At 75.3% G+C, this 17,179-nt stretch carries 17 protein-coding genes and 3 tRNA genes; 10 read left to right on the top strand and 10 right to left on the bottom strand.

Going from position 1 to position 17,179, the window contains the following annotated elements; genetic code table 11:
- The first annotated feature begins 2 nt into the window (after positions 1 to 2).
- A complete protein-coding gene (locus ACFTWP_RS18290; protein ID WP_380265618.1) occupies positions 3 to 824 on the top strand; it encodes a DUF1295 domain-containing protein in 822 nt (273 codons plus the stop codon).
- Between the two features lie 49 nt (positions 825 to 873).
- Here the strand turns inward: ACFTWP_RS18290 and ACFTWP_RS18285 are convergent, their stop codons facing one another.
- A complete protein-coding gene (locus tag ACFTWP_RS18285) occupies positions 874 to 1,965 on the bottom strand; it encodes a PP2C family protein-serine/threonine phosphatase (protein ID WP_380265617.1) in 1,092 nt (363 codons plus the stop codon).
- Positions 1,966 to 2,137: 172 nt separating this feature from the next.
- Here ACFTWP_RS18285 and ACFTWP_RS18280 point away from each other — a divergent pair, with 172 nt between their 5' ends.
- Positions 2,138 to 3,070 (top strand): pseudouridine synthase, encoded by a 933-nt coding sequence (locus tag ACFTWP_RS18280; protein WP_380265616.1) that lies wholly within the window; start codon positions 2,138 to 2,140, stop codon positions 3,068 to 3,070.
- Positions 3,071 to 3,158: 88 nt separating this feature from the next.
- Here the strand turns inward: ACFTWP_RS18280 and ACFTWP_RS18275 are convergent, their stop codons facing one another.
- Complete coding sequence (locus ACFTWP_RS18275) at positions 3,159 to 3,641, bottom strand: nuclear transport factor 2 family protein (protein ID WP_380265615.1); 483 nt, start codon at positions 3,639 to 3,641, stop codon at positions 3,159 to 3,161.
- Between the two features lie 117 nt (positions 3,642 to 3,758).
- The gene (locus tag ACFTWP_RS18270) at positions 3,759 to 4,613 is read right to left on the bottom strand and encodes a zinc-binding dehydrogenase (protein WP_380265614.1); all 855 of its coding nucleotides are present in this window, start codon (positions 4,611 to 4,613) and stop codon (positions 3,759 to 3,761) included.
- Between the two features lie 186 nt (positions 4,614 to 4,799).
- Here ACFTWP_RS18270 and ACFTWP_RS18265 point away from each other — a divergent pair, with 186 nt between their 5' ends.
- The 3 genes from ACFTWP_RS18265 (at position 4,800) to ACFTWP_RS18255 (ending at position 7,831) form a co-directional block, all read left to right on the top strand.
- Positions 4,800 to 5,768, top strand: a complete 969-nt coding sequence (locus tag ACFTWP_RS18265) for a LysR family transcriptional regulator (RefSeq protein WP_380265692.1) — start codon at positions 4,800 to 4,802, stop codon at positions 5,766 to 5,768.
- Between the two features lie 183 nt (positions 5,769 to 5,951).
- Complete coding sequence (locus ACFTWP_RS18260) at positions 5,952 to 6,764, top strand: SDR family NAD(P)-dependent oxidoreductase (protein WP_380265613.1); 813 nt, start codon at positions 5,952 to 5,954, stop codon at positions 6,762 to 6,764.
- Complete coding sequence (locus ACFTWP_RS18255; RefSeq protein WP_380265611.1) at positions 6,761 to 7,831, top strand: S-adenosylmethionine:tRNA ribosyltransferase-isomerase; 1,071 nt, start codon at positions 6,761 to 6,763, stop codon at positions 7,829 to 7,831. The genes ACFTWP_RS18260 and ACFTWP_RS18255 overlap by 4 nt, the downstream gene beginning before the upstream one ends.
- 72 nt (positions 7,832 to 7,903) lie before the next feature.
- On the opposite strand, the gene ACFTWP_RS18250 is transcribed toward ACFTWP_RS18255, so the two are convergent.
- Together ACFTWP_RS18250 and ACFTWP_RS18245 are read right to left on the bottom strand one after the other, a co-directional pair.
- Positions 7,904 to 8,875, bottom strand: coding sequence for an aminoglycoside phosphotransferase family protein (locus tag ACFTWP_RS18250; RefSeq protein WP_380265610.1), 972 nt, complete (start codon positions 8,873 to 8,875; stop codon positions 7,904 to 7,906).
- A 111-nt stretch (positions 8,876 to 8,986) separates the two neighbouring features.
- Positions 8,987 to 9,841: an NAD-dependent epimerase/dehydratase family protein gene (locus tag ACFTWP_RS18245; protein WP_380265609.1), complete on the bottom strand. Its 855-nt coding sequence runs from the start codon at positions 9,839 to 9,841 to the stop codon at positions 8,987 to 8,989.
- 142 nt (positions 9,842 to 9,983) lie between these two features.
- Between ACFTWP_RS18245 and ACFTWP_RS18240 the strand changes: the two genes are divergently transcribed.
- Entirely contained in the window at positions 9,984 to 10,847 is an 864-nt protein-coding gene (locus ACFTWP_RS18240; protein WP_380265691.1) for a helix-turn-helix transcriptional regulator, read from the top strand.
- A 310-nt stretch (positions 10,848 to 11,157) separates the two neighbouring features.
- Complete coding sequence (locus ACFTWP_RS18235) at positions 11,158 to 12,561, top strand: uracil-xanthine permease family protein (RefSeq protein ID WP_380265690.1); 1,404 nt, start codon at positions 11,158 to 11,160, stop codon at positions 12,559 to 12,561.
- Between the two features lie 69 nt (positions 12,562 to 12,630).
- Here the strand turns inward: ACFTWP_RS18235 and ACFTWP_RS18230 are convergent.
- The 4 genes from ACFTWP_RS18230 to ACFTWP_RS18215 form a co-directional block, all read right to left on the bottom strand.
- A tRNA-Tyr gene (locus ACFTWP_RS18230) sits at positions 12,631 to 12,710 on the bottom strand.
- 95 nt (positions 12,711 to 12,805) lie between these two features.
- Positions 12,806 to 12,890: transfer RNA gene (locus tag ACFTWP_RS18225), tRNA-Ser, on the bottom strand.
- A 4-nt stretch (positions 12,891 to 12,894) separates the two neighbouring features.
- A tRNA-Gln gene (locus ACFTWP_RS18220) sits at positions 12,895 to 12,967 on the bottom strand.
- Positions 12,968 to 13,374: 407 nt separating this feature from the next.
- On the bottom strand, positions 13,375 to 13,926 hold the full coding sequence (locus ACFTWP_RS18215; RefSeq protein WP_380265608.1) for a TIGR03086 family metal-binding protein: 552 nt from the start codon (positions 13,924 to 13,926) through the stop codon (positions 13,375 to 13,377).
- A gap of 183 nt (positions 13,927 to 14,109) precedes the next feature.
- On the opposite strand from ACFTWP_RS18215, the gene ACFTWP_RS18210 reads away from it, so the two are divergent.
- The 3 genes from ACFTWP_RS18210 to ACFTWP_RS18200 all read left to right on the top strand — a co-directional run bounded on the left by ACFTWP_RS18210 (position 14,110) and on the right by ACFTWP_RS18200 (position 16,135).
- Positions 14,110 to 14,472 (top strand): ArsR/SmtB family transcription factor, encoded by a 363-nt coding sequence (locus tag ACFTWP_RS18210; protein ID WP_380265607.1) that lies wholly within the window; start codon positions 14,110 to 14,112, stop codon positions 14,470 to 14,472.
- A gap of 50 nt (positions 14,473 to 14,522) precedes the next feature.
- Positions 14,523 to 14,972 (top strand): SRPBCC domain-containing protein, encoded by a 450-nt coding sequence (locus tag ACFTWP_RS18205; protein WP_380265605.1) that lies wholly within the window; start codon positions 14,523 to 14,525, stop codon positions 14,970 to 14,972.
- 152 nt (positions 14,973 to 15,124) lie between these two features.
- Positions 15,125 to 16,135, top strand: a complete 1,011-nt coding sequence (locus ACFTWP_RS18200) for an alcohol dehydrogenase catalytic domain-containing protein (protein ID WP_380265603.1) — start codon at positions 15,125 to 15,127, stop codon at positions 16,133 to 16,135.
- A 144-nt stretch (positions 16,136 to 16,279) separates the two neighbouring features.
- Here ACFTWP_RS18200 and ACFTWP_RS18195 read toward each other — a convergent pair whose 3' ends face one another.
- Positions 16,280 to 16,954, bottom strand: coding sequence for an ABC transporter ATP-binding protein (locus ACFTWP_RS18195; protein WP_380265689.1), 675 nt, complete (start codon positions 16,952 to 16,954; stop codon positions 16,280 to 16,282).
- Between the last annotated feature and the right edge of the window lie 225 nt (positions 16,955 to 17,179).

Raw genomic sequence — 17,179 nt, 5'->3', positions numbered from 1 at the left:
CGATGAGCGGCGTGGACGCGGGCGCGCTGCTGACCTCGCTGGCCGCGACGCTGGGGGCGGCGCTGGCGGTGATGCTCGTGGCCTTCGCGGTCGGTGTCCGCACCGGCCGCCACCGCGGGGTGGACGTCGCCTGGGGGCTGGCCTTCGCGGCCGTCGCGCTGACCGGTTACGCCGTCTCCGCCGGGCACGGCGATCCGCAGCGCCGGCTGCTGGCCACCGTGCTGGTGCTGATCTGGGGCCTGCGGCTGTCCGTCCACATCGGCCGGCGCTCGCGCGGCGCCGCGGAGGACCCGCGCTACGAGCGGATGCTCGACAAGGCCCCCGGCGGCCGGCGGACGGCCTACGCGTTCCGGATCGTCTACCTGCTCCAGGCGGGCATCCTGTGGTTCGTCTCGCTGCCCGTGCAGGTGGCCCAGCAGCTGCCGCACCCGCCCGGCCCGCTCGCCTGGGCCGGCACCGGGATCTGGGCGGTCGGCCTCTTCTTCGAGGCCGTCGGCGATGCCCAGCTGGGCCGCTTCAGGGCCGACCCGGCCAACCGCGGCCGGGTGCTGGACCGGGGGCTCTGGCGCTACACCCGCCACCCCAACTACTTCGGTGACGCCTGCGTCTGGTGGGGACTGTTCCTGCTGGCCGCGGACGCGCCGATCGGTCTGGCGACCGTGCTCAGCCCGCTGCTCATGACGTACCTGCTGGTCAACGGCAGCGGAAAGCCGATGCTGGAGCGCCAGCTCAGCGGCACCAAACCGGGCTGGGCCGAGTACGCCGCCCGGACGAGCGGCTTCGTCCCGCTGCCGCCACGGCCCGGCCGGGGCAGCGGCGGCTGAGCCCGCACGGGTCGCGCCGGCTCGGCCGTCCCGGCGCGGTCACGCCCGCTCAGTCCTCCCAGCGGACGGCGAGCATCGCCGCGTCGTCGTCCAGCCCCGCCCGCGTGTAGGACCGGACGTCCGCCAGCAGGGCGTCCAGGACGTCCTCCGGGTCGCGGGCCTCCAGTGCCGCCAGCCGCTCGGCCAGCGGGTAGAAGCGATCGGCGCTGTTGCGCGCCTCCGAGACGCCGTCGGTGTAGAGCAGCAGCAGGTCGCCCGGGAGCGGGTCGAAGCGGCTGCCCGCGTACCGGTCGCCGGCCAGGTCCAGCAGGGCCAGCGGCGGTGCGTGCACCGGCGGGGCCAGTTCGCGCACCGTGCCGGCCCGGCGCAGCATCGGGTGCGGGTGGCCGCAGTTCACCAGTTCGACCGGCCCCGGCCGGTCCGGGATGCCGGCCAGCACCGCCGTGACGAACCGGCCGTCCGCGGACCGGCGGGCGAGGGCGGCGTCCAGCCGTCCGGCCAGCCCGGCCAGGTCGGGCTCGGTGCGGGCGGCCTCCCGGAACACCCCCAGCACGTCGGCCGCCGTCTCCACCACGCCCAGGCCGCTGCCCTGGACGTCGCCGAGGATGATCCGCAGGCCCAGCGGTGTCTCCACCACGTCGTACAGGTCGCCGCCGATCCGGGCCTCGGCTGCGGCGGCCGCGTACCGTACGGCGATCCGCACCCGCCCGACGTGCGTCGGCGGCGGGCGCAGCAGGGCGCGCTGGGCCGCCTCGGAGACGGTCCGGACCTGCACCAGCTCGCGCTCGCGGGCCGAGACCAGCACGACGTTGGCGACACTGGCCAGCGTCGCCGCCAGCACCGCGATCAGCGCCGTGAGGTGCACCGAGGGCGAGATCCCCCGGTTGGTGAGAGCGAGCAGCCCGACCGAGGCGGTGGCGGCGACGCCCGCCAGCAGCGGCACCCGGGCCAGCCGGCTGGTCGCACCGGCCAGTACCGGCACCGCCGCCAGGACGGGGGACACCGTGCTGCCCGGGCCGGACACCGCGTCGGTGACGACCGCGGCCGTCAGCAGCAGGTAGGCGCCGGCCAGCAGCCGCCGGGCCCGCCGGGGCAGCACGGTGGGCGGCAGCGTCACGTCCTTGCGGGCGCCGCTGGTCAAGGCTCCCTCCTCCGGGCCGGGTGGTCGGGCGGGCGGGCCGCGGGGCGGGGACCGGCTCGGTCCGCCGCCGGCCGCGCCCCGCCGGCTGCCTTCACCGTCCACTGTCCACCGCCCGCGGCCGGGCGGCCAGGCCGGGCGGCCGGACCACCGGAGCCGTCTAGGCTGAGCAGCGATGAGACGCAAGACCGCGATACCGCCCGCACCGCTGCCGCAGCGCCACGGCGTCGACCCGGTGCGGCTACGGCTGCCCGGTACCGGCGCCTGGTCCACCGTGCGCGAGTACCTGGTGCACCGGCTGCCCGCGGTGGACCCGGCGAGGATCGACGCGATGCTGTGCGGGCGCGAGATCCTCGGTACGGACGGGCCGTTGGCCCCGGACGCGCCCTTCGCCCCCGGCGCCCACCTGTGGTTCTACCGGGACCTGCCCGCGGAGGTCCACGTCCCGTTCGAGATCGAGGTGCTGTACCGGGACGAGCACCTGGTGGTCGCGGACAAGCCGCACTTCCTGGCCACCACCCCCCGTGGCCGGCACGTCACCCAGACCGCTCTCTCCCGGCTGCGGCACGGGCTCGGCCTGCCCGCCCTCAGCCCCGCGCACCGGCTCGACCGCCTCACCGCGGGGCTGGCCATGTTCGTCGTCCGGCCCGACGAACGCGCGGCGTACCAGAACCTCTTCCGCGACCGGCTGGTCCGCAAGGAGTACCGGGCGTTGGCGCGCTACGAGCCCGGTCTGGAGCTGCCGCGCACCGTCCGCAGTCGGATCGTGAAGGAGCGCGGGGTGATCGCCGCGCAGGAGGTGGCGGGCCCGCCGAACAGCGAGAGCCTGATCGAGCTGACCGGCCGGACCGGCGGGGTCGGCCACTACCGGCTGCGCCCCCGCACCGGGCGCACCCACCAGCTGCGGCTGCACATGAACAGCCTCGGCATCCCGATCCTGGGCGACCCGATCTACCCGGTGCTGCTCGACGAGCCGGCTCCGGACGACTTCGGAAGTCCCCTGCAACTGCTCTCCGCCGTATTGGAGTTCACCGATCCGGTGACGGGCGGGGAGCGTCGCTTCGAGAGCCGGCGGAGGCTGGCTCCCGAGCCGGGGCCCGCTCGGTAGGGCGAGCCCGGCCACCCCGCCCGGGTCGGCCGCGAGGCCGCTCCGGAGCCCGGGCGGGCGCCGCCGCCTCACCCGTCCTCACCCGTCCTCACCGGTCCTCACCACCGCCGAACAGGCTCCACTGCACGTGCTGGGTGTCGGTGTACTCGCGGACGGAGGTGATCACGCCGTCCCGGACGGTGAAGACGCCCAGGCAGGCGTTGTCGTAGACCCGGCCGGTGGCGGACAGACCCCTGGACGTCCACTCCGCGACCACCCGGCAGCCGTCGGCGATCACGCCGGTGAGCGTCACGGCGGGGGCGCCGCCGGGCGCGAACAGCACGCCGGCCCCGCCGAGGAACTCGTCGACGACGGTGTCCCGGCCGCGGTACACCCCGGTCAACGGCAGATCACCGGGGTACGTCCAGGTGACGTCCTCGGCGAAGCTCGCCCGGATCGTGTCGAGGTCGCCCTCGGCCACGGCGGTGACGTAGCGGACGACGACCTCACGGGGGTCGACCGCCGCCGTCGGGTCGGTGACCTCCGGACGGGTGGCCTCCGGATCGCCGGTGCGTGGATCACTGGTGCTCATGACGACTCCTGGGGTGTGTGTGGGTACCGTGCCGGGGCGGGTACGCCGCCCCGGCACGGCAGGCTTCGCGCAGGTCGTGCCCGGGTTTCGGCCGCTCGGGCCAGGGCTTCGGGCCGCTCAGGACACGGTCAGGACGGCGTTGCCGCGGACCTTGCGGTCCCGCAGGTCGGCGAGGACGTCCGAGGTCCGCAGCCAGTCGGCGGTCAGACCGATCTCGGGGTGCAGCCTGCCCTCCGCGACCAGCCGTACCAGCGTCTCCAGGTCGGCGGCGTCCGGGCCGTCGTGGTCGGCGTAGCTGAAGTGCCGCAGCGTGGCCGAGACCGGGCCGGCGAAGAACTCGAAGAAGTCCAGGACGGCCGGCTCGCGGCTCGCCTGGCCGAACCAGACCAGCTCGCCGCGCGGCGCCAGCCGGGACAGCGCGAGCGGCAGGTTCTTCCCACCGGTGGACTCCAGGACGAGGTCGAAGGTGCCCTGCGCTTCCCCGATCTCCCGCACCACCGCCGCCGCGCCGAGCGCGGTGAGCCGCTCGCCGCGCTCGGCGGAGGCGGTGACCGCCGTGACCTCGGCGCCGGCTGCCGCCGCCAGTTCGGTCACGTAGTGGCCGACGCCGCCGGAGGCCCCGGTGAGCAGGATCCGTCGGCCGGCCACCGATCCGGCCGTTCGCAGCAGCCGCAGTGCGGTCAGACCCGCCAGCGGCAGCGCGGCCGCCTGCGCCGCGGTCACCGAACGGGGGAGGACCGCCAGCGAGCCGGTCGGCACCGCCGCGTACTCGGCCCAGCTCCCGCCCGCCGGGTGGCCGACCACCCGCTGCCCCACCGCGGGCCCCGAGCCGTCCGGCGCCGCCTGGACGACCAGCCCGGCGAGGTCCTTGCCCGGCCGCAGCTCACCCGCCGGGCCCTCCAACTGGAAGATCTCGCCACGGTTCACCGAGAACGCGTCCACCTTCACCAGTGCCTCGTCGGGCCGCTGCACCGGCTCCGCGACCTCGGTACGCCGAACCGGCCCGGGTGGGGTCACCCGTCGCCACAAATGCCTTCATCGCCCTGCTCCTCGTCGGTTCCGCCGGTGCTCCCCGGCTGGTCACCAGCAAACCGCCGGGGCCAACGGGCGGTCCAACAACCGGATACCGGTGGTGACAACCGTCGGTTGTCGGCCAGGATGGCGCCCGTGGATCTCGATCTCGCCCAGGTGCGCGCCTTCGTGCTGACGGCCGAACACCTGCACTTCCGCCGGGCGGCCCAGGACCTCGCACTGACCCAGCAGGCCCTGTCCAAGCGGATCGCCAGACTGGAGGAGGGCCTCGGCGCCGTCCTGTTCGACCGCGGCCCGGCCGGCGTCGCCCTCACCCCGGCCGGAGCCCGGTTCCTCGGCCCGGCCCGGGCCCTGATCGCCGCGGGCGAGGCCGCCGTCGCCGCCGTCGGCGAGCGCGGGCGTCCCGTCCGGCTCGACGTCTGGGGCCACCTGTTCGCCCCGCTGCGCACCGTACGGGAGGTGCTGGACGGCCCGGCGGCCGGCGGCGTGCACGCGGAGGTCGGCCCGGCCCGGGACCTCGCCGCGGTCGCGGCCGGGCTGCTGCGCGGCGACAGCGACGCCGGATTCGGCCGGTACCACCCGTTCGGCGACCACCGCGACGAGGCGCTGGCCCACCGCCTGGTCCGGCTGGAGCCGGTGGACGCGGTGCTCGCCGTCGATCATCCGCTCGCGCACCGGCAGGCGCTGCGACCGGCCGAGCTGGCCACCGGCCGGCTGGTCCTGCCCGCCGCGGCCGAACGGCTGGACTTCCTACGGCGGTTCGCCGAGGAGTTCGCCGTTCCGATGCTGCCGGGCGAGGCCAACCTCGGGTTCGAGCACCTGCTGGCGCGGATCCGCTCGACCCCGGGAGGCTTCACGCTCTTCCCTGCCGAGATGCCGCTACCGGACGGCTGCGGACTGCTGGCCGTCCCGCTCGTCGAGCCGACCCCGCTCTACGCCTGGTCGCTGCTCCGGGCCCGCCAGCACCCCGCCCCCGGCGTGGACGCGCTGCTGTGCGCCTTCGCCGAGACCGGCCGGCGGCGGCGCTGGCTGGAGTACCGGCCCGAGCGCGACTGGCTGCCGGAGGCGGACCAGGAGCAGGCCCGGGCGCTGTGAAGCCGGACCAGGAGCAGGCCCGGGCGCTCTGAAGCCGGTCCGGGACAAGGGCGTCCCGGGAGTTCCCGGCCGGTCCTAGGCCGTGCCCGTGCCCCGCCGGACAGGCCCTAGGGCCAAGGGACCACCCCGTGGACCGGCCGACGGCCGATCCGGGCGGGGCCGTTCCGGAGCCACAGTGGTGCCATGAACGCTTCGCAGACGCTCCCGTCGCAGACGCCCCCGGCCCGGCCCGCCGACGGTCCGCAGGTGGCCCTGATCACCGGTGCCTCGCGCGGACTGGGCCTCGAACTGGCCCGGGCCCTCGCCGCCGAGGGCCGACCGCTCGTACTGACCGCCCGGCACCGGGACGAACTCGCCGCCGCCGAAGCCGAACTGGCGAACCTCACCAAGGTCGTCGCGCTCGCCGGATCGGTGGTCGACGACGCGCACCGTGAGCGGCTCGCCCGGGCCGCCGCCGACCTTGGCGGAGCGGACCTCCTGGTCAACAACGCCTCCACGCTCACCGGTTACGACCTGGCGGGCGCCGCGCTGCCCGGCCTCGCCGAGTTCCCGCTGCCGGGCCTGCTGGAGACCTTCGAGGTCAACGTCCTCGGGCCGATCGCGCTCACCCAGCTGCTCCTGCCGCAACTGCGGGCCCGGGCCGGCGCGATCGTCAACCTCAGCTCCGACGCGGCCGTCGAGGCCTATCCCGGCTGGGGCGGCTACGGCGCGTCCAAGGCCGCGCTGGACCACGCCTCCGCGGTGCTCGCGGCCGAGGAGCAGGCGGTGCGGGTGTGGGCCGTCGACCCCGGCGACATGCGTACCCGGATGCACCAGGAGGCCTTTCCCGGCGAGGACATCTCCGACCGACCGCTGCCGCGCACCGTCGTCCCCGCCTTCCTGACCCTGCTGCGCGAACGCCCCGCGTCCGGCCGCTACCGGGCGGCGGACCTGGCGGCCGCCCGGCCCCCCGGCACCGGCACGGCCGCGCCCGACGACGACGGGGAGCCCCGATGAACACCGCCCTCGAGGACCGCTTCGACTTCACCGTCCCGCCCGAACTGTCCGCCCGCGCGCCGGCCGAGGCCAGGGGGGTCGCCCGGGACGGCGTACGGATGCTGGTCGGCCGGCCCGGCGGCGCGGTCGAGCACCACCGCTTCGGCGACCTGCCGCACCTGCTGCGCGCCGGAGACCTGTTGGTGGTCAACAACTCCGCCACCCTGCCGGCCGCCCTGCCCGGCCGCCTCCCCGACGGCACGCCGGTCGCCCTGCACCTGTCCTCCGCCGAGCCGGGCCCGCACGGGACGCACCTGGTCGAACTGCGCCGGGCCCCCGAGACGCCGCACGGCGCCGCCGGCCCCTACCCGCCGGAGCTGACCCCGGCCCGGACCGGGCTGCGGATCGGGCTGCCCGGCGGCGCCGCCGCCGTCCTGGGCGAGCCGTTCACCGCCCGGCTCCGGCACGCCCGGCTGACCGTGCCGACGGCCCTGCCGGCCTACCTGTCCCGCCACGGCCGGGCGATCCGCTACGGGTACGTGGACCGGGACTGGCCCATCGAGGCGTACCAGACGGTCTTCGCCACCGTGCCGGGGAGCAGCGAGATGCCCAGCGCGGCACGGCCGTTCACGGCCGAGGTGGTGGCCCGGCTGGCCGGCCGGGGCGTCCTGGTCGCGCCGGTCACCCTGCACACCGGCGTCGCCTCGCCCGAGGCCCACGAGGCCCCGTACCCGGAGCGGTTCACCGTGCCCGCGGCCACCGCGGCACTCACCGGGCACGTCCGCGCGAGCGGCGGGCGGGTGATCGCGGTCGGCACCACCGTGGTCCGGGCCCTGGAGTCGGCCGCCGACCCGGACGGGGTGGTCCGGGAGGCCGACGGCTGGACGGAGTTGGTGATCACGCCGGAGCGGGGCGTGCGCGCCGTGGACGGTCTGCTCACCGGCTGGCACGAGCCCCGGGCCTCGCACCTGCTGATGCTGGAGGCCGTCGCCGGCCACGCGCTGCTCGAACGCTGCTACGCGGAGGCGCTCGAACACCGTTACCTCTGGCACGAGTTCGGCGACGTCAACCTCCTCCTGCCGGACTGAGTCGACCTCCCCCGCCCGCCGTCCGACCTCCCCCGCCCGCCACCCGCCGTCTGGTCGGCCTCGGGCCCGCGGTCACCCGAAGAGCTCGTGGTCGGCCAGGACCTCGTCCAGCACCCGGCGGTGCTCGGCCGCCTGCGCGGGATCCTCGTCGAGGAACTGTGCCAGGCAGATCAGGGACTTCCACAGGGCCCACCCGCGGGCCCGCGCCCACGTGCCGCGGTCCTGGCCGACCGTCTCGCGGAACGCCTGTCGGCTGCCGTCCGCGAACATCGTCCAGGCGATCACCAGGTCGCAGGCGGGGTCACCCGTGCCGGAGGTGCCGAAGTCGATGACCGCGGCCAGCTTCCCGTCCCTGACCAGCAGGTTCCCGCCGGCGATGTCCCCGTGGAACCAGACCGGCGAGCCCTGCCGGGTGGCCGCCAGGGCGGCCTCCCAGACGGCCTCGGCCCGCACGGTGTCGACCCGGCCGGCCAGGGCGGCGAGCGCCCGCCTGGTCTCGCCGTCGTAGTGGGCCGGCGGCGCCCCCCGGTGGAAGCTGTGCGCCCCCGCCCCGGGGCCGCCGGTCGCGTCGACCCGTTGCAGGGCGAGCACGAACTCGCCCACTCCGACCGCGAATCCGGGTAGGTCGTCGAGTGGCCGGCGGTTCGCGCTCTCGCCCTCCAGCCAGCCGCGGACCGACCAGGGGTGCGGGTACCCCTCACCCGGCGCCCCCAGCGCCAGCACCGGGGGCACGGCCACCGGGAGCTCGGCGGCGAGCACCGGCAACCACCGGTGCTCCTTCTCCACCGCGGGGTCGTAGGCCGCCGCGGTCGGCAGGCGCACCGTCATCGTGTCGCCCAGCCGGTAGGTGCGGTTGTCCCATCCGTCGACCGCGACCGGCCGTACCGGCAGCGCGCCCCACTGCGGGAACTGCGCGCGCACCAGCCGCCCGACCAGTGCCGCGTCGATCCCCGCGCGGCCGTCCCGCGGGAGGTCGTCCCGCAGGAGGTCGTCCCGGAATTCGTCGTCCCGGAATCGGCCGTCCGGGAAGAGGTTGTCCACCATCCCGCGATCGTCGCCGCTGTTCCCGGGTCCGGCAAGGGAATTCCCCCCGGCCGGGCGCGGTGGGGCAGGCGCCGCCCGCCCACACCGGCCGGCACGGCGGCGCGGCGGCTCTCAGAGCGCCCCGGCCTCGGCGGCGGCCCGCACCGAGGGGTGCAGCGGGCGCCAGCCCAGGTCCCGGCGGATCAGGGCGGTGCTGACCTGCCCGTCCCAGGGGTCGGCGAGCTCGCGCTCCGCCGCGCCCGCCGGCTGCGGGGCACCGTGGATCTCGTGCAGGTCGTACGCGGTGATCGGCGCGTCGTCGGCCGCGTTGTAGGTCCGGCCCTCGATGCCGGGGGTGCTCAGCGCCCGCCAGAGCGCCTGCCCGGCGTCCGCATGGTGCACCACGGGCAGCCGCCGGTGCGAGGGCCAGTGCGCGGCCCAGCGCAGGGACTGCGCCAGGTGCGGATCACCCTCCCCGTAGACGAAGGCCAACCGGACGACGACCAGCGGCAGTTCGCCGCCGAGTTCGCCCAACCCGGCCTCCGCCTGCGCCTTGGAGCGCGCGTACGCGCCCCACTCGGGGGCGGGCCGCAGCGGATCGGACTCCACCGCCGGGCGCCCTGCCCCGCCCCCGTACACCAGGTTGGTGCTGGTCTGCACGAACCGCCGCACGCCGGCCCGGGCGGCGTCGCGGCCGAGTGCCACCGCCGCGTCCCGGTTCACCGCGTACGCCTCCTCGTCCGGCACCCCGCGCAGGGCGGCGGCCACGTTGACCACGGCCTCGGCCCCCCGGAGCGCCCGCGCCCGGTCGGCGGGATCCCGCAGGTCGCCGACCACCACCCGCACCCCGAGCGCGGCCAGGGCGGCGGCCCGCGCCTCGTCCCGGACCAGCACCCGCACCGAGTCCGCGCCGGCCCACCGTGCCAGTCGCGGTACGAACCGCCGGCCCACCTGCCCGGTCGCCCCGGTCACCAGAATCGTCGTCATCGCCTTGCCTCCCGCTCCCGGCCCCGCCCAGGGGCCGCGCCCCAACGATGGCCGCGGGGCGGCGGATCCGGGAGGGACCGGCTTACCAGGGGATCGGCGATCCCTGGCTGGGCCGCGGCGCGCGGGGCATGCTGGACGCGTGATCGACCGACCGGCCCTGGCCGACTTCCTCAGCCGCCGCCGCGCCCGCCTCACCCCGGCGGACGTCGGCCTTCCCCCCGGGGCCCGGCGCCGCACTCCGGGCCTGCGTCGGGAGGAGGTGGCCCAACTCGCGGGCCTTTCGGTGGACTACTACGCACGGATCGAGCAGCGGCGCGGCCCGCAACCGTCCCCGCAACTGCTCGCGGCGCTGGCCCGCGCGCTGCGCCTCACCGAGGTCGAGCGCGACCACCTGTTCCACCTGGCCGGGCACGAGCCGCCGCGCGAGCACCGGGGCCTTGCCCACCTGCGGCCGGGCCTGCTGCTCATCCTCGACCGGCTGCACGACACGCCCGCCCAGGTGGTCTCCGACCTCGGGGACGTCCTGGCGCAGAACCCGATGGCCGCCGCCCTGTTGGGCGACGTCTCGGAGTACGCGCCGCGGGAGCGCAACGTGGTCCGCCGGTGGTTCACCAGCCCGGACTCGCGCGCGAAGTTCCCGCCGGAGGAGCACGAGGCGATGGCCCGCTCCCATGTCGCCGCCCTGCGCGCCATCCGCGCCGCCAGGCCGGCCGACCGCCAGGCCGCCGCGCTGGTCGACGAGCTGCTGGCGGCCAGTACGGAGTTCGCGGGGTACTGGGAGCGGCACGACGTCGCCGTCCGCCGGGAGGGCCGCAAGACCGTGCTGCATCCGCTGGTCGGGCGGATCGAACTGGAGTGCGAGGTCCTCGGCGTGGCCGCGCACGACCAGTTGCTGCTGGTCTACACCGCCCGCCCGGGCAGCGAGTCCGCCCGGCGGCTGGAGTTGCTGGGGGTGGTGGGGCAGCAGGACCTGACCCGGCCCGAGCCCGGGGCCCGGCTGGACTGACCGGGGCCCGTCCGCGCCGCCCCCGTGATCCGCCCGCGCCGCCCCTCGGAGCCTTGGGAGCCCTCGGGCCCGGCTGCGCTGGGACGGCCGGGTGAGTGCGCGGAGACGTCGCTCGAACGGCTGGTGCGCCGCCTTGCGGCGGGCCCGCCCGCGTGGTGGGCTGTTGATCCTTTCCCGTGGTCCCTTCGGCGGTCACCTCAGCGGTCCCTTCCAGTGATCCTGTTCGGTGATCCCTTCCGGGGTCTGTCCCTCCGGCTCGTCCGCGTCGTTCCGACGGCGGGGTGCCGGGCAGGTGTGAGGAGTGCCGATCGTGCGACTCGGGTGGACGCTGCACGGGGACGGCCGCAACCCCGCCCCCGGCCAGGTGGTCGGACCGGGCGAGCGGCTCACCTGGGGGCGGACGGTCGGCCTGGGTGCGCAGCACGTGGTGGCGATGTTCGGGGCCACCTTCGTCGCGCCGATTCTGATGGGTCTGGATCCCAACCTCGCGGTGCTGGTCTCCGGGGCGGCGACGATCTTCTTCCTGCTGGCCACCGGCGGGCGGATCCCCTCCTACCTGGGCAGCAGTCTCTCCTTCGTCGGGGTGGCGGCGGTGATCCGCGCACAGGGCGGCGACTCCGCGACGCTGACCGGCGCGCTGCTGGTGGTCGGCGCGGTGCTGGCGGCCTGCGGCGCGGTGGTGAGGGCGCTGGGCGCCCGGGTGATCCACACGGTGCTGCCGCCGGTGGTGACGGGTGCGGTGGTCATGCTGATCGGCTTCAACCTGGCACCGGTGGCGGCCGGCACCTACTGGCCGCAGGACCAGTGGACGGCGCTGCTGACGATGAGCTTCACGGCGCTCGCGCTGGTCGTCCTGCGGGGCTTCTGGTCGCGGATCGCGATCTTCCTGGGCCTGCTCTTCGGGTACGCGGTGTCCTGGCTGTTCGACCGGGTCCTCGGCCGGATCCACTCGGCGAACGGGGCCGGTGAGGTGACGGACCACTGGCGGCTGGACCTGTCGGGGGTCGCCGGGGCGGACTGGATCGGATTCCCCACCCTGCACGGTCCCAGCTTCTCCGCCTCGGCCATCCTGGTGGCGCTGCCGGTGGTGGTGGCGCTGATCGCCGAGAACGCCGGGCACGTGAAGGCGGTCGGGGAGATGACGGGCGATCCGCTGGACGACCGGCTCGGCGGGGCGATCATGGCGGACGGCGCGGCCACCGTGATGTCGACGGCGGTCGGCGGCCCGGCCACCACCACCTACGCGGAGAACATCGGGGTGATGGCGGCGACCCGGGTCTACTCGACGGCCGCGTACTGGTGCGCGGCCGGCTTCGCGATCCTCTTCGGCCTCTGCCCGAAGTTCGGAGCCGTCGTCGCCGCGATCCCGGGCGGTGTCCTCGGCGGGATCACCGTCGTCCTGTACGGCATGATCGGCCTGCTCGGTGCGCAGATCTGGATCCACAACCGGGTGGACCTGACCAACCCGCTGCACCTCGTCCCGGTCGCCGCCGGTGTGATCATCGGCATCGGGAACGTCACCCTCACCTTCACCCACGACTTCGAGCTCTCCGGCATCGCCCTCGGCACGCTGATCGTGGTGATCGGCTACCACGGACTGCGGGCGCTGGCCCCGGCCCATCTGCGAGACCCCCGGCCGGCCCCGCTGCTGGACGCGGGCACCACCGGGTACGACGCGGGCGCCCCCGGCCACGACGACGGCGCCGCCCGCTAGGAGGACGGCACCGTCGGGTGCCGGCGCCACGTCACGGGTGGCCGTGCCGGGTGCTCGTCCGGTCGGGGGTGGGCGAGGACGGACTCGAACCGTCACAGCCGAAGCGGGGGCTTTACAGGCCCTTGGGCTCACCAGTGCCCAGCTCGCCCTCGATGAAGGAGTCAGGATGTCTGCCACGAACGGGGCGTGGCTGCGTGCTTCGTTTCCCGGCACGCGCATGGCACGCCGATGGCATTTCACTGCGCGGAGAGTGCGCGGATCGAACGCGCGCGGGCTTTCACCCGACTACGGCTTAGCAAGCCGCTGCCTTACCACTCGGCCAACTCTCCAACGCTGCCGGACGAGGATTCGAACCCCGAGTCTCCTGAGTCAGAGTCAGGCGTGCTACCAGTTGCACCATCCGGCACGGGGGCGCACGAAGAAGCCGCCCTCACGGGTCTCCCCGGGGCGGCTCGGCAGGGGGCGGCCGGCGCTACGCCTCAGGAAGTCCCGTACTGCGCTGGGAGGTCGAGGAACGCTGATACGACCGGGCACTGGTGACGGTGTTCATGAGGCGTTCCCTTCCGAGTCGTTCGGTGTCGATGGCCATACTCTGCACCAGGGCCGCCGGGCGGGCAACCGAATTATCCCGCCGGTCCGCACGGGCATCCGCGGGGTGCATCCGCGCGAGGGATTCACTCACGGAATTCACTCACCGGAATTCACGCGCGGAATTCACGTGCGGGAATCGCCGGGTGCGGGCCCGGGCGGGTTGCCGGTGCCGGCCGGCGGAGGGGTTCGGGAAGGGCCCGTCGGCACCGGGTGGACGGGCGGTCAGGCCGGCCAGTCGGGGCGGCGCCCGCTGGCGCCGAGGGCGCGGTCGAAGGGTGCGGCGCCGGCCGGCACGTCGACCGGCGGCCCGTACGAGCCGTTGGCGCGGGCCTGTTCGGCGAGTTGTTCGACGACGCCGAGGACGGTCTTGGCGCTCTGCTCGCCGATCCGGAACTCCAGGCCGGTGCCCTGGGCGAGGTCCCAACCGTGCAGGGCCATCTCCTGCAGGGTGATGGCGGCGGCGACCTCCGCGGGCAGGGTGCCGGAGCCGAACTCGGTGGTGCCGCCCAGGGCCTCGGGGGCGAGCCAGGCGGCGGAGGCGCGCTCGGCGGCGCGGGCGACCGCGACCGGGTCGGTCGGCGGTGCGACGGGCGCGGCGGGGCGCGGCTCCCTGCGGGCGGCGCGCTCCGAGTCGGACAGGACGCCGCCGAGGTGGGCGAGCAGGGCGCCGACGGTGTAGTCGGGGCAGGGGGTGGGGCGGTCGAGCTGCTCGGGGGTGATCCGTTCGGCGATGTCGGCGAACCGGGTGGCGAGTTCGCTGAGTGCGGCTTGCATGGCGGGTGCTCCTTTGGTGCTGGATCCGTGCTGGTGGGGGAGGGCGGGCGGCCCCGAGCGCGGGGGAGTGGGTGCCGGCGCCGTCAGGCGGTCCCGGTGGCGGGGGTATGGACAAATCGCTTAAGTCGAGACTAAAACGACATGCCACCCTCCGCAAATTGAAGCCATGACTAAAATGTCTATATGGATGCGGTGCGCGTGGTCGCCGAACCCAGACGGCGCGAGATCCTGCGGCTGGTCTGGGACGAGGAGCTGTCCGCCGGCGAGATAGCCGAACGGTTCGACGTCACGTTCGGTGCCGTGTCGCAGCATCTCAAGGTGCTGCGCGATGCCGGGCTGGTTACGCTGCGCCAGGACGGCCGCAAGCGCTACTACCGGGCGGACCGGGAGGCGATGGGCCCGCTGGCCACCTACCTGCAGACCATGTGGGCCACCCGGCTGGACGCCCTGGCCGAGCTCGCCGAACAGGCGGAACGGGCGGCTCAGGGGGATCAGGCGGAACAGGCGGAACGGGCGGCTCAGGGGGATCAGGCCGACCGGGCGTGACGCGCGGTGGACCGAACCGGACGGACCGGCCCGACGGAAGGACCCGACCCATGAGCGACCCCGTGGTGACCGTGGAACGGCGGATCGCAGCACGGCCCGAGACGGTGTTCTCCTTCTTCACCGACCGTGACCGCTGGCTCTCCTGGATGGGCCGGGCGGGCGACTTCGCCTTCGTCCCGGGCGGCGCCTTCCGGACCGACGTGGCGGCGGACAACCACGCCGCCGGCCACTTCGTGGAGCTGGACCCGCCCAAGCGGGTGGTCTTCACCTGGGGCTGGGAGAGCGGTGGCATCGCCGTCCCGCCCGGGTCCAGCACGGTGGAGATCACGCTCGAACCCGAGGGCGAGGGCACCTACCTCCGCCTGGTCCACCGGGACCTGCCGCCGGAGGCCTGCGTCCCGCACCACGAGGGCTGGGTGCACTACCTGGACCGGCTGGTCGTCCGCGCGGAGGGCGGCGACCCGGGCGTCGACGGCTGGGCGCGAGCCACCGCCGGCTGACCGCCCGCACGTCCGACCGCCCCGCAACGGGGAAGACCGCTCCCCACACGGGGGAAGACCGCGCCCGCAACCGGGAAACCCCTCCGCCGGGGCCGCCACCACGGGGTCGGGCGCCGGCCGGACACGTACCGACGAGGCAAGGGATCCGCATCATGCGTGCTGCCATCGCGACCGCCACCGACGCGCCGCTCTCACAGGTCGAGCGCCCCGTCCCCGAGCCGGGCCCGGGGGAGGTGCTGGTGCGGATCACCGCGTGCGGGGTGTGCTTCTCGGAGCTGAACCTGCTGCGCGGCCACTACCCGTTCGCCCGCTTCCCGGTCGTCCCGGGCCACGAGATCACCGGGACGGTCGTAGCCCTCGGGCCGGGCGTTGACCGGCCCGAGGTCGGCACCCCGGTCGGGGCCCAGTTCCTGCACGACTCCTGCGGGCACTGTGACCAGTGCGTGCGGGGCGGGCAGATCCTCTGCCCGGAGAAGCGGATCACGGGCGTCGTCGTCGACGGCGGCTACGCCGAGTACGCCGTCCTCAGGGCCGGGTTCGTCACCCCGCTGCCATCCGGCCTCGACCCGGTGGCCGCGGCCCCGCTGATGTGCGCGGGCATCACCGCCTTCAACGGCCTGCGCAGGGGCGGAGCCACGGCCGGCTCCCGGGTGGCGGTGATCGGCGCGGGCGGGATCGGCGCCCTCGCCGTCCGGTACGCCGTCGCGATGGGGGCCAGGGTCGCCGTGGTCGGCCGGTCCCGGCGCGGTGCGGACCTGGCACGGGAGCTCGGTGCCGAGCTCTTCGTCGCCACCGACGAGAGCGATCCGGCGGTGAGCCTCAGGGCCTGGGGCGGCGGTGCGGACCTGGTGCTGAACGCGGCCCCGTCCACCAGCGCCGCCGCGGCCGCACTGGGCGGGCTGGCCCCGGACGGCACCCTGTTGCTCTGCGGCTACGGCAGCGAGCCGCTCGTCCTGCCCGCCCAGCCGATGGTGCTCAACCGGCTGCGGGTGATGGCCTCGCCGTCCGGCTCCCCGCACGACCTGCGCGACACCCTCGCCTTCTCGGCCGCGCACGGCATCCTGCCCTCGGTCAGACCGATCGCCCTGGACGGGGCTCAGGCCGCGCTCGACGCGATGGCCGCGGGGCGCGGCGGCGGACGCTCCGTCATCGTCTTCGACTGACGCGGTCGCGTTCAGCGCTGCCGGCTGACAACTGCCGGCCGACGCCTGCCGGCTGACGCCTGCCGGTCGACGCCTTCCGGTCACGGTCGGCGCCGGCGGCCGGGGCCCCGGTCGTGCGGGGTCGCCGGCGGTCAAGCTCACGGGTCAGCACACCTGGTCGACGATCAGGCCGTCGCGCAGCTCCACCACCCGGTCGGCGAGTTCCATCAGGGTGGGGTCGTGGGTGGCGACCAGGGCGGTGACGCCCTCGCTGCGGACGACCGCGCGGAGCAGCTCCATGACCGAGTGGCCGGTCTCGGAGTCCAGCTGGCCGGTCGGCTCGTCCGCGATGATCAGGGCGGGTTCGTTGGCCAACGCCCGGGCGATGGCCACGCGTTGCTGCTGGCCGCCGGAGAGTTCGCCCGGCCGCCGGCCGGCGTGGTCGGCCAGGCCGACCAGGGCCAGCAGGGTGTGGGCCCGCTCCTCGCGCTGCCGGGCGGGCATGCGGCGCAGGCGCATCGGGACGCCGACGTTTTCGGCGGCGGTGAGCACGGGGATCAGGCCGAAGGACTGGAACACGAAGCCGATCCGGTCCCGGCGCAGCGCGAGCCGGCCGTCCTCGTCGAGCCCGGCCAGGTCGACGCCCTCCAGCTCGACCCGTCCGCCGGTCGGGGTGTCCAGGCCGCCCACCAGGTTGAGCAGGGTGGTCTTGCCGGAGCCCGACCGGCCCTTGAGCGCGGTGAGTTCGCCGCGGGCGGCGGAGAAGCCGACCCCGCGCAGGGCGTGCACGGCCTGCGGCCCGCTGCCGAAGCTCCGCCGCAGGTCCTCCACCAGCACCATGGGTGCCGGGTCGGCAGCCGCCGCCGCAGCCGCCGCCGTTGCAGCCGCCGGTGTGCTCGCCGCTCGCTGGCTCATGCTGAGTCCCCCCGGGTCGGCCCGCAGGCCGGTCGTTGTCGGTGCGATGTTCGTGAGGGTTTGAATTTGCTCATCCTTTGCGCGAACTGCGCAAGACCCTTCCATACGATGATCGAATCTGACAGGATCGTCCGCTATCCGGTGCCAAGC

The organism is Kitasatospora sp. NPDC057015 (assembly GCF_042673745.1).
Lineage (GTDB): Bacteria > Actinomycetota > Actinomycetes > Streptomycetales > Streptomycetaceae > Kitasatospora.
This window is presented reverse-complemented; position numbering and strand designations above follow the sequence as displayed.

Excerpts from the sequence above, each read along its gene's own strand:
- ACFTWP_RS18290 (WP_380265618.1), top strand. The coding sequence starts at position 3 with ATGAGCGGCGTGGACGCGGGCGCGCTGCTGACCTCGCTGGCCGCGACG.
- ACFTWP_RS18280 (WP_380265616.1), top strand. The coding sequence starts at position 2,138 with ATGAGACGCAAGACCGCGATACCGCCCGCACCGCTGCCGCAGCGCCAC.
- ACFTWP_RS18275 (WP_380265615.1), bottom strand. The coding sequence starts at position 3,641 with ATGAGCACCAGTGATCCACGCACCGGCGATCCGGAGGCCACCCGTCCG.
- ACFTWP_RS18265 (WP_380265692.1), top strand. The coding sequence starts at position 4,800 with ATGGCGCCCGTGGATCTCGATCTCGCCCAGGTGCGCGCCTTCGTGCTG.
- ACFTWP_RS18260 (WP_380265613.1), top strand. The coding sequence starts at position 5,952 with ATGAACGCTTCGCAGACGCTCCCGTCGCAGACGCCCCCGGCCCGGCCC.
- ACFTWP_RS18255 (WP_380265611.1), top strand. The coding sequence starts at position 6,761 with ATGAACACCGCCCTCGAGGACCGCTTCGACTTCACCGTCCCGCCCGAA.
- ACFTWP_RS18250 (WP_380265610.1), bottom strand. The coding sequence starts at position 8,875 with ATGGTGGACAACCTCTTCCCGGACGGCCGATTCCGGGACGACGAATTC.
- ACFTWP_RS18245 (WP_380265609.1), bottom strand. The coding sequence starts at position 9,841 with ATGACGACGATTCTGGTGACCGGGGCGACCGGGCAGGTGGGCCGGCGG.
- ACFTWP_RS18215 (WP_380265608.1), bottom strand. The coding sequence starts at position 13,926 with ATGCAAGCCGCACTCAGCGAACTCGCCACCCGGTTCGCCGACATCGCC.
- ACFTWP_RS18210 (WP_380265607.1), top strand. The coding sequence starts at position 14,110 with ATGGATGCGGTGCGCGTGGTCGCCGAACCCAGACGGCGCGAGATCCTG.
- ACFTWP_RS18205 (WP_380265605.1), top strand. The coding sequence starts at position 14,523 with ATGAGCGACCCCGTGGTGACCGTGGAACGGCGGATCGCAGCACGGCCC.
- ACFTWP_RS18200 (WP_380265603.1), top strand. The coding sequence starts at position 15,125 with ATGCGTGCTGCCATCGCGACCGCCACCGACGCGCCGCTCTCACAGGTC.
- ACFTWP_RS18195 (WP_380265689.1), bottom strand. The coding sequence starts at position 16,954 with ATGGTGCTGGTGGAGGACCTGCGGCGGAGCTTCGGCAGCGGGCCGCAG.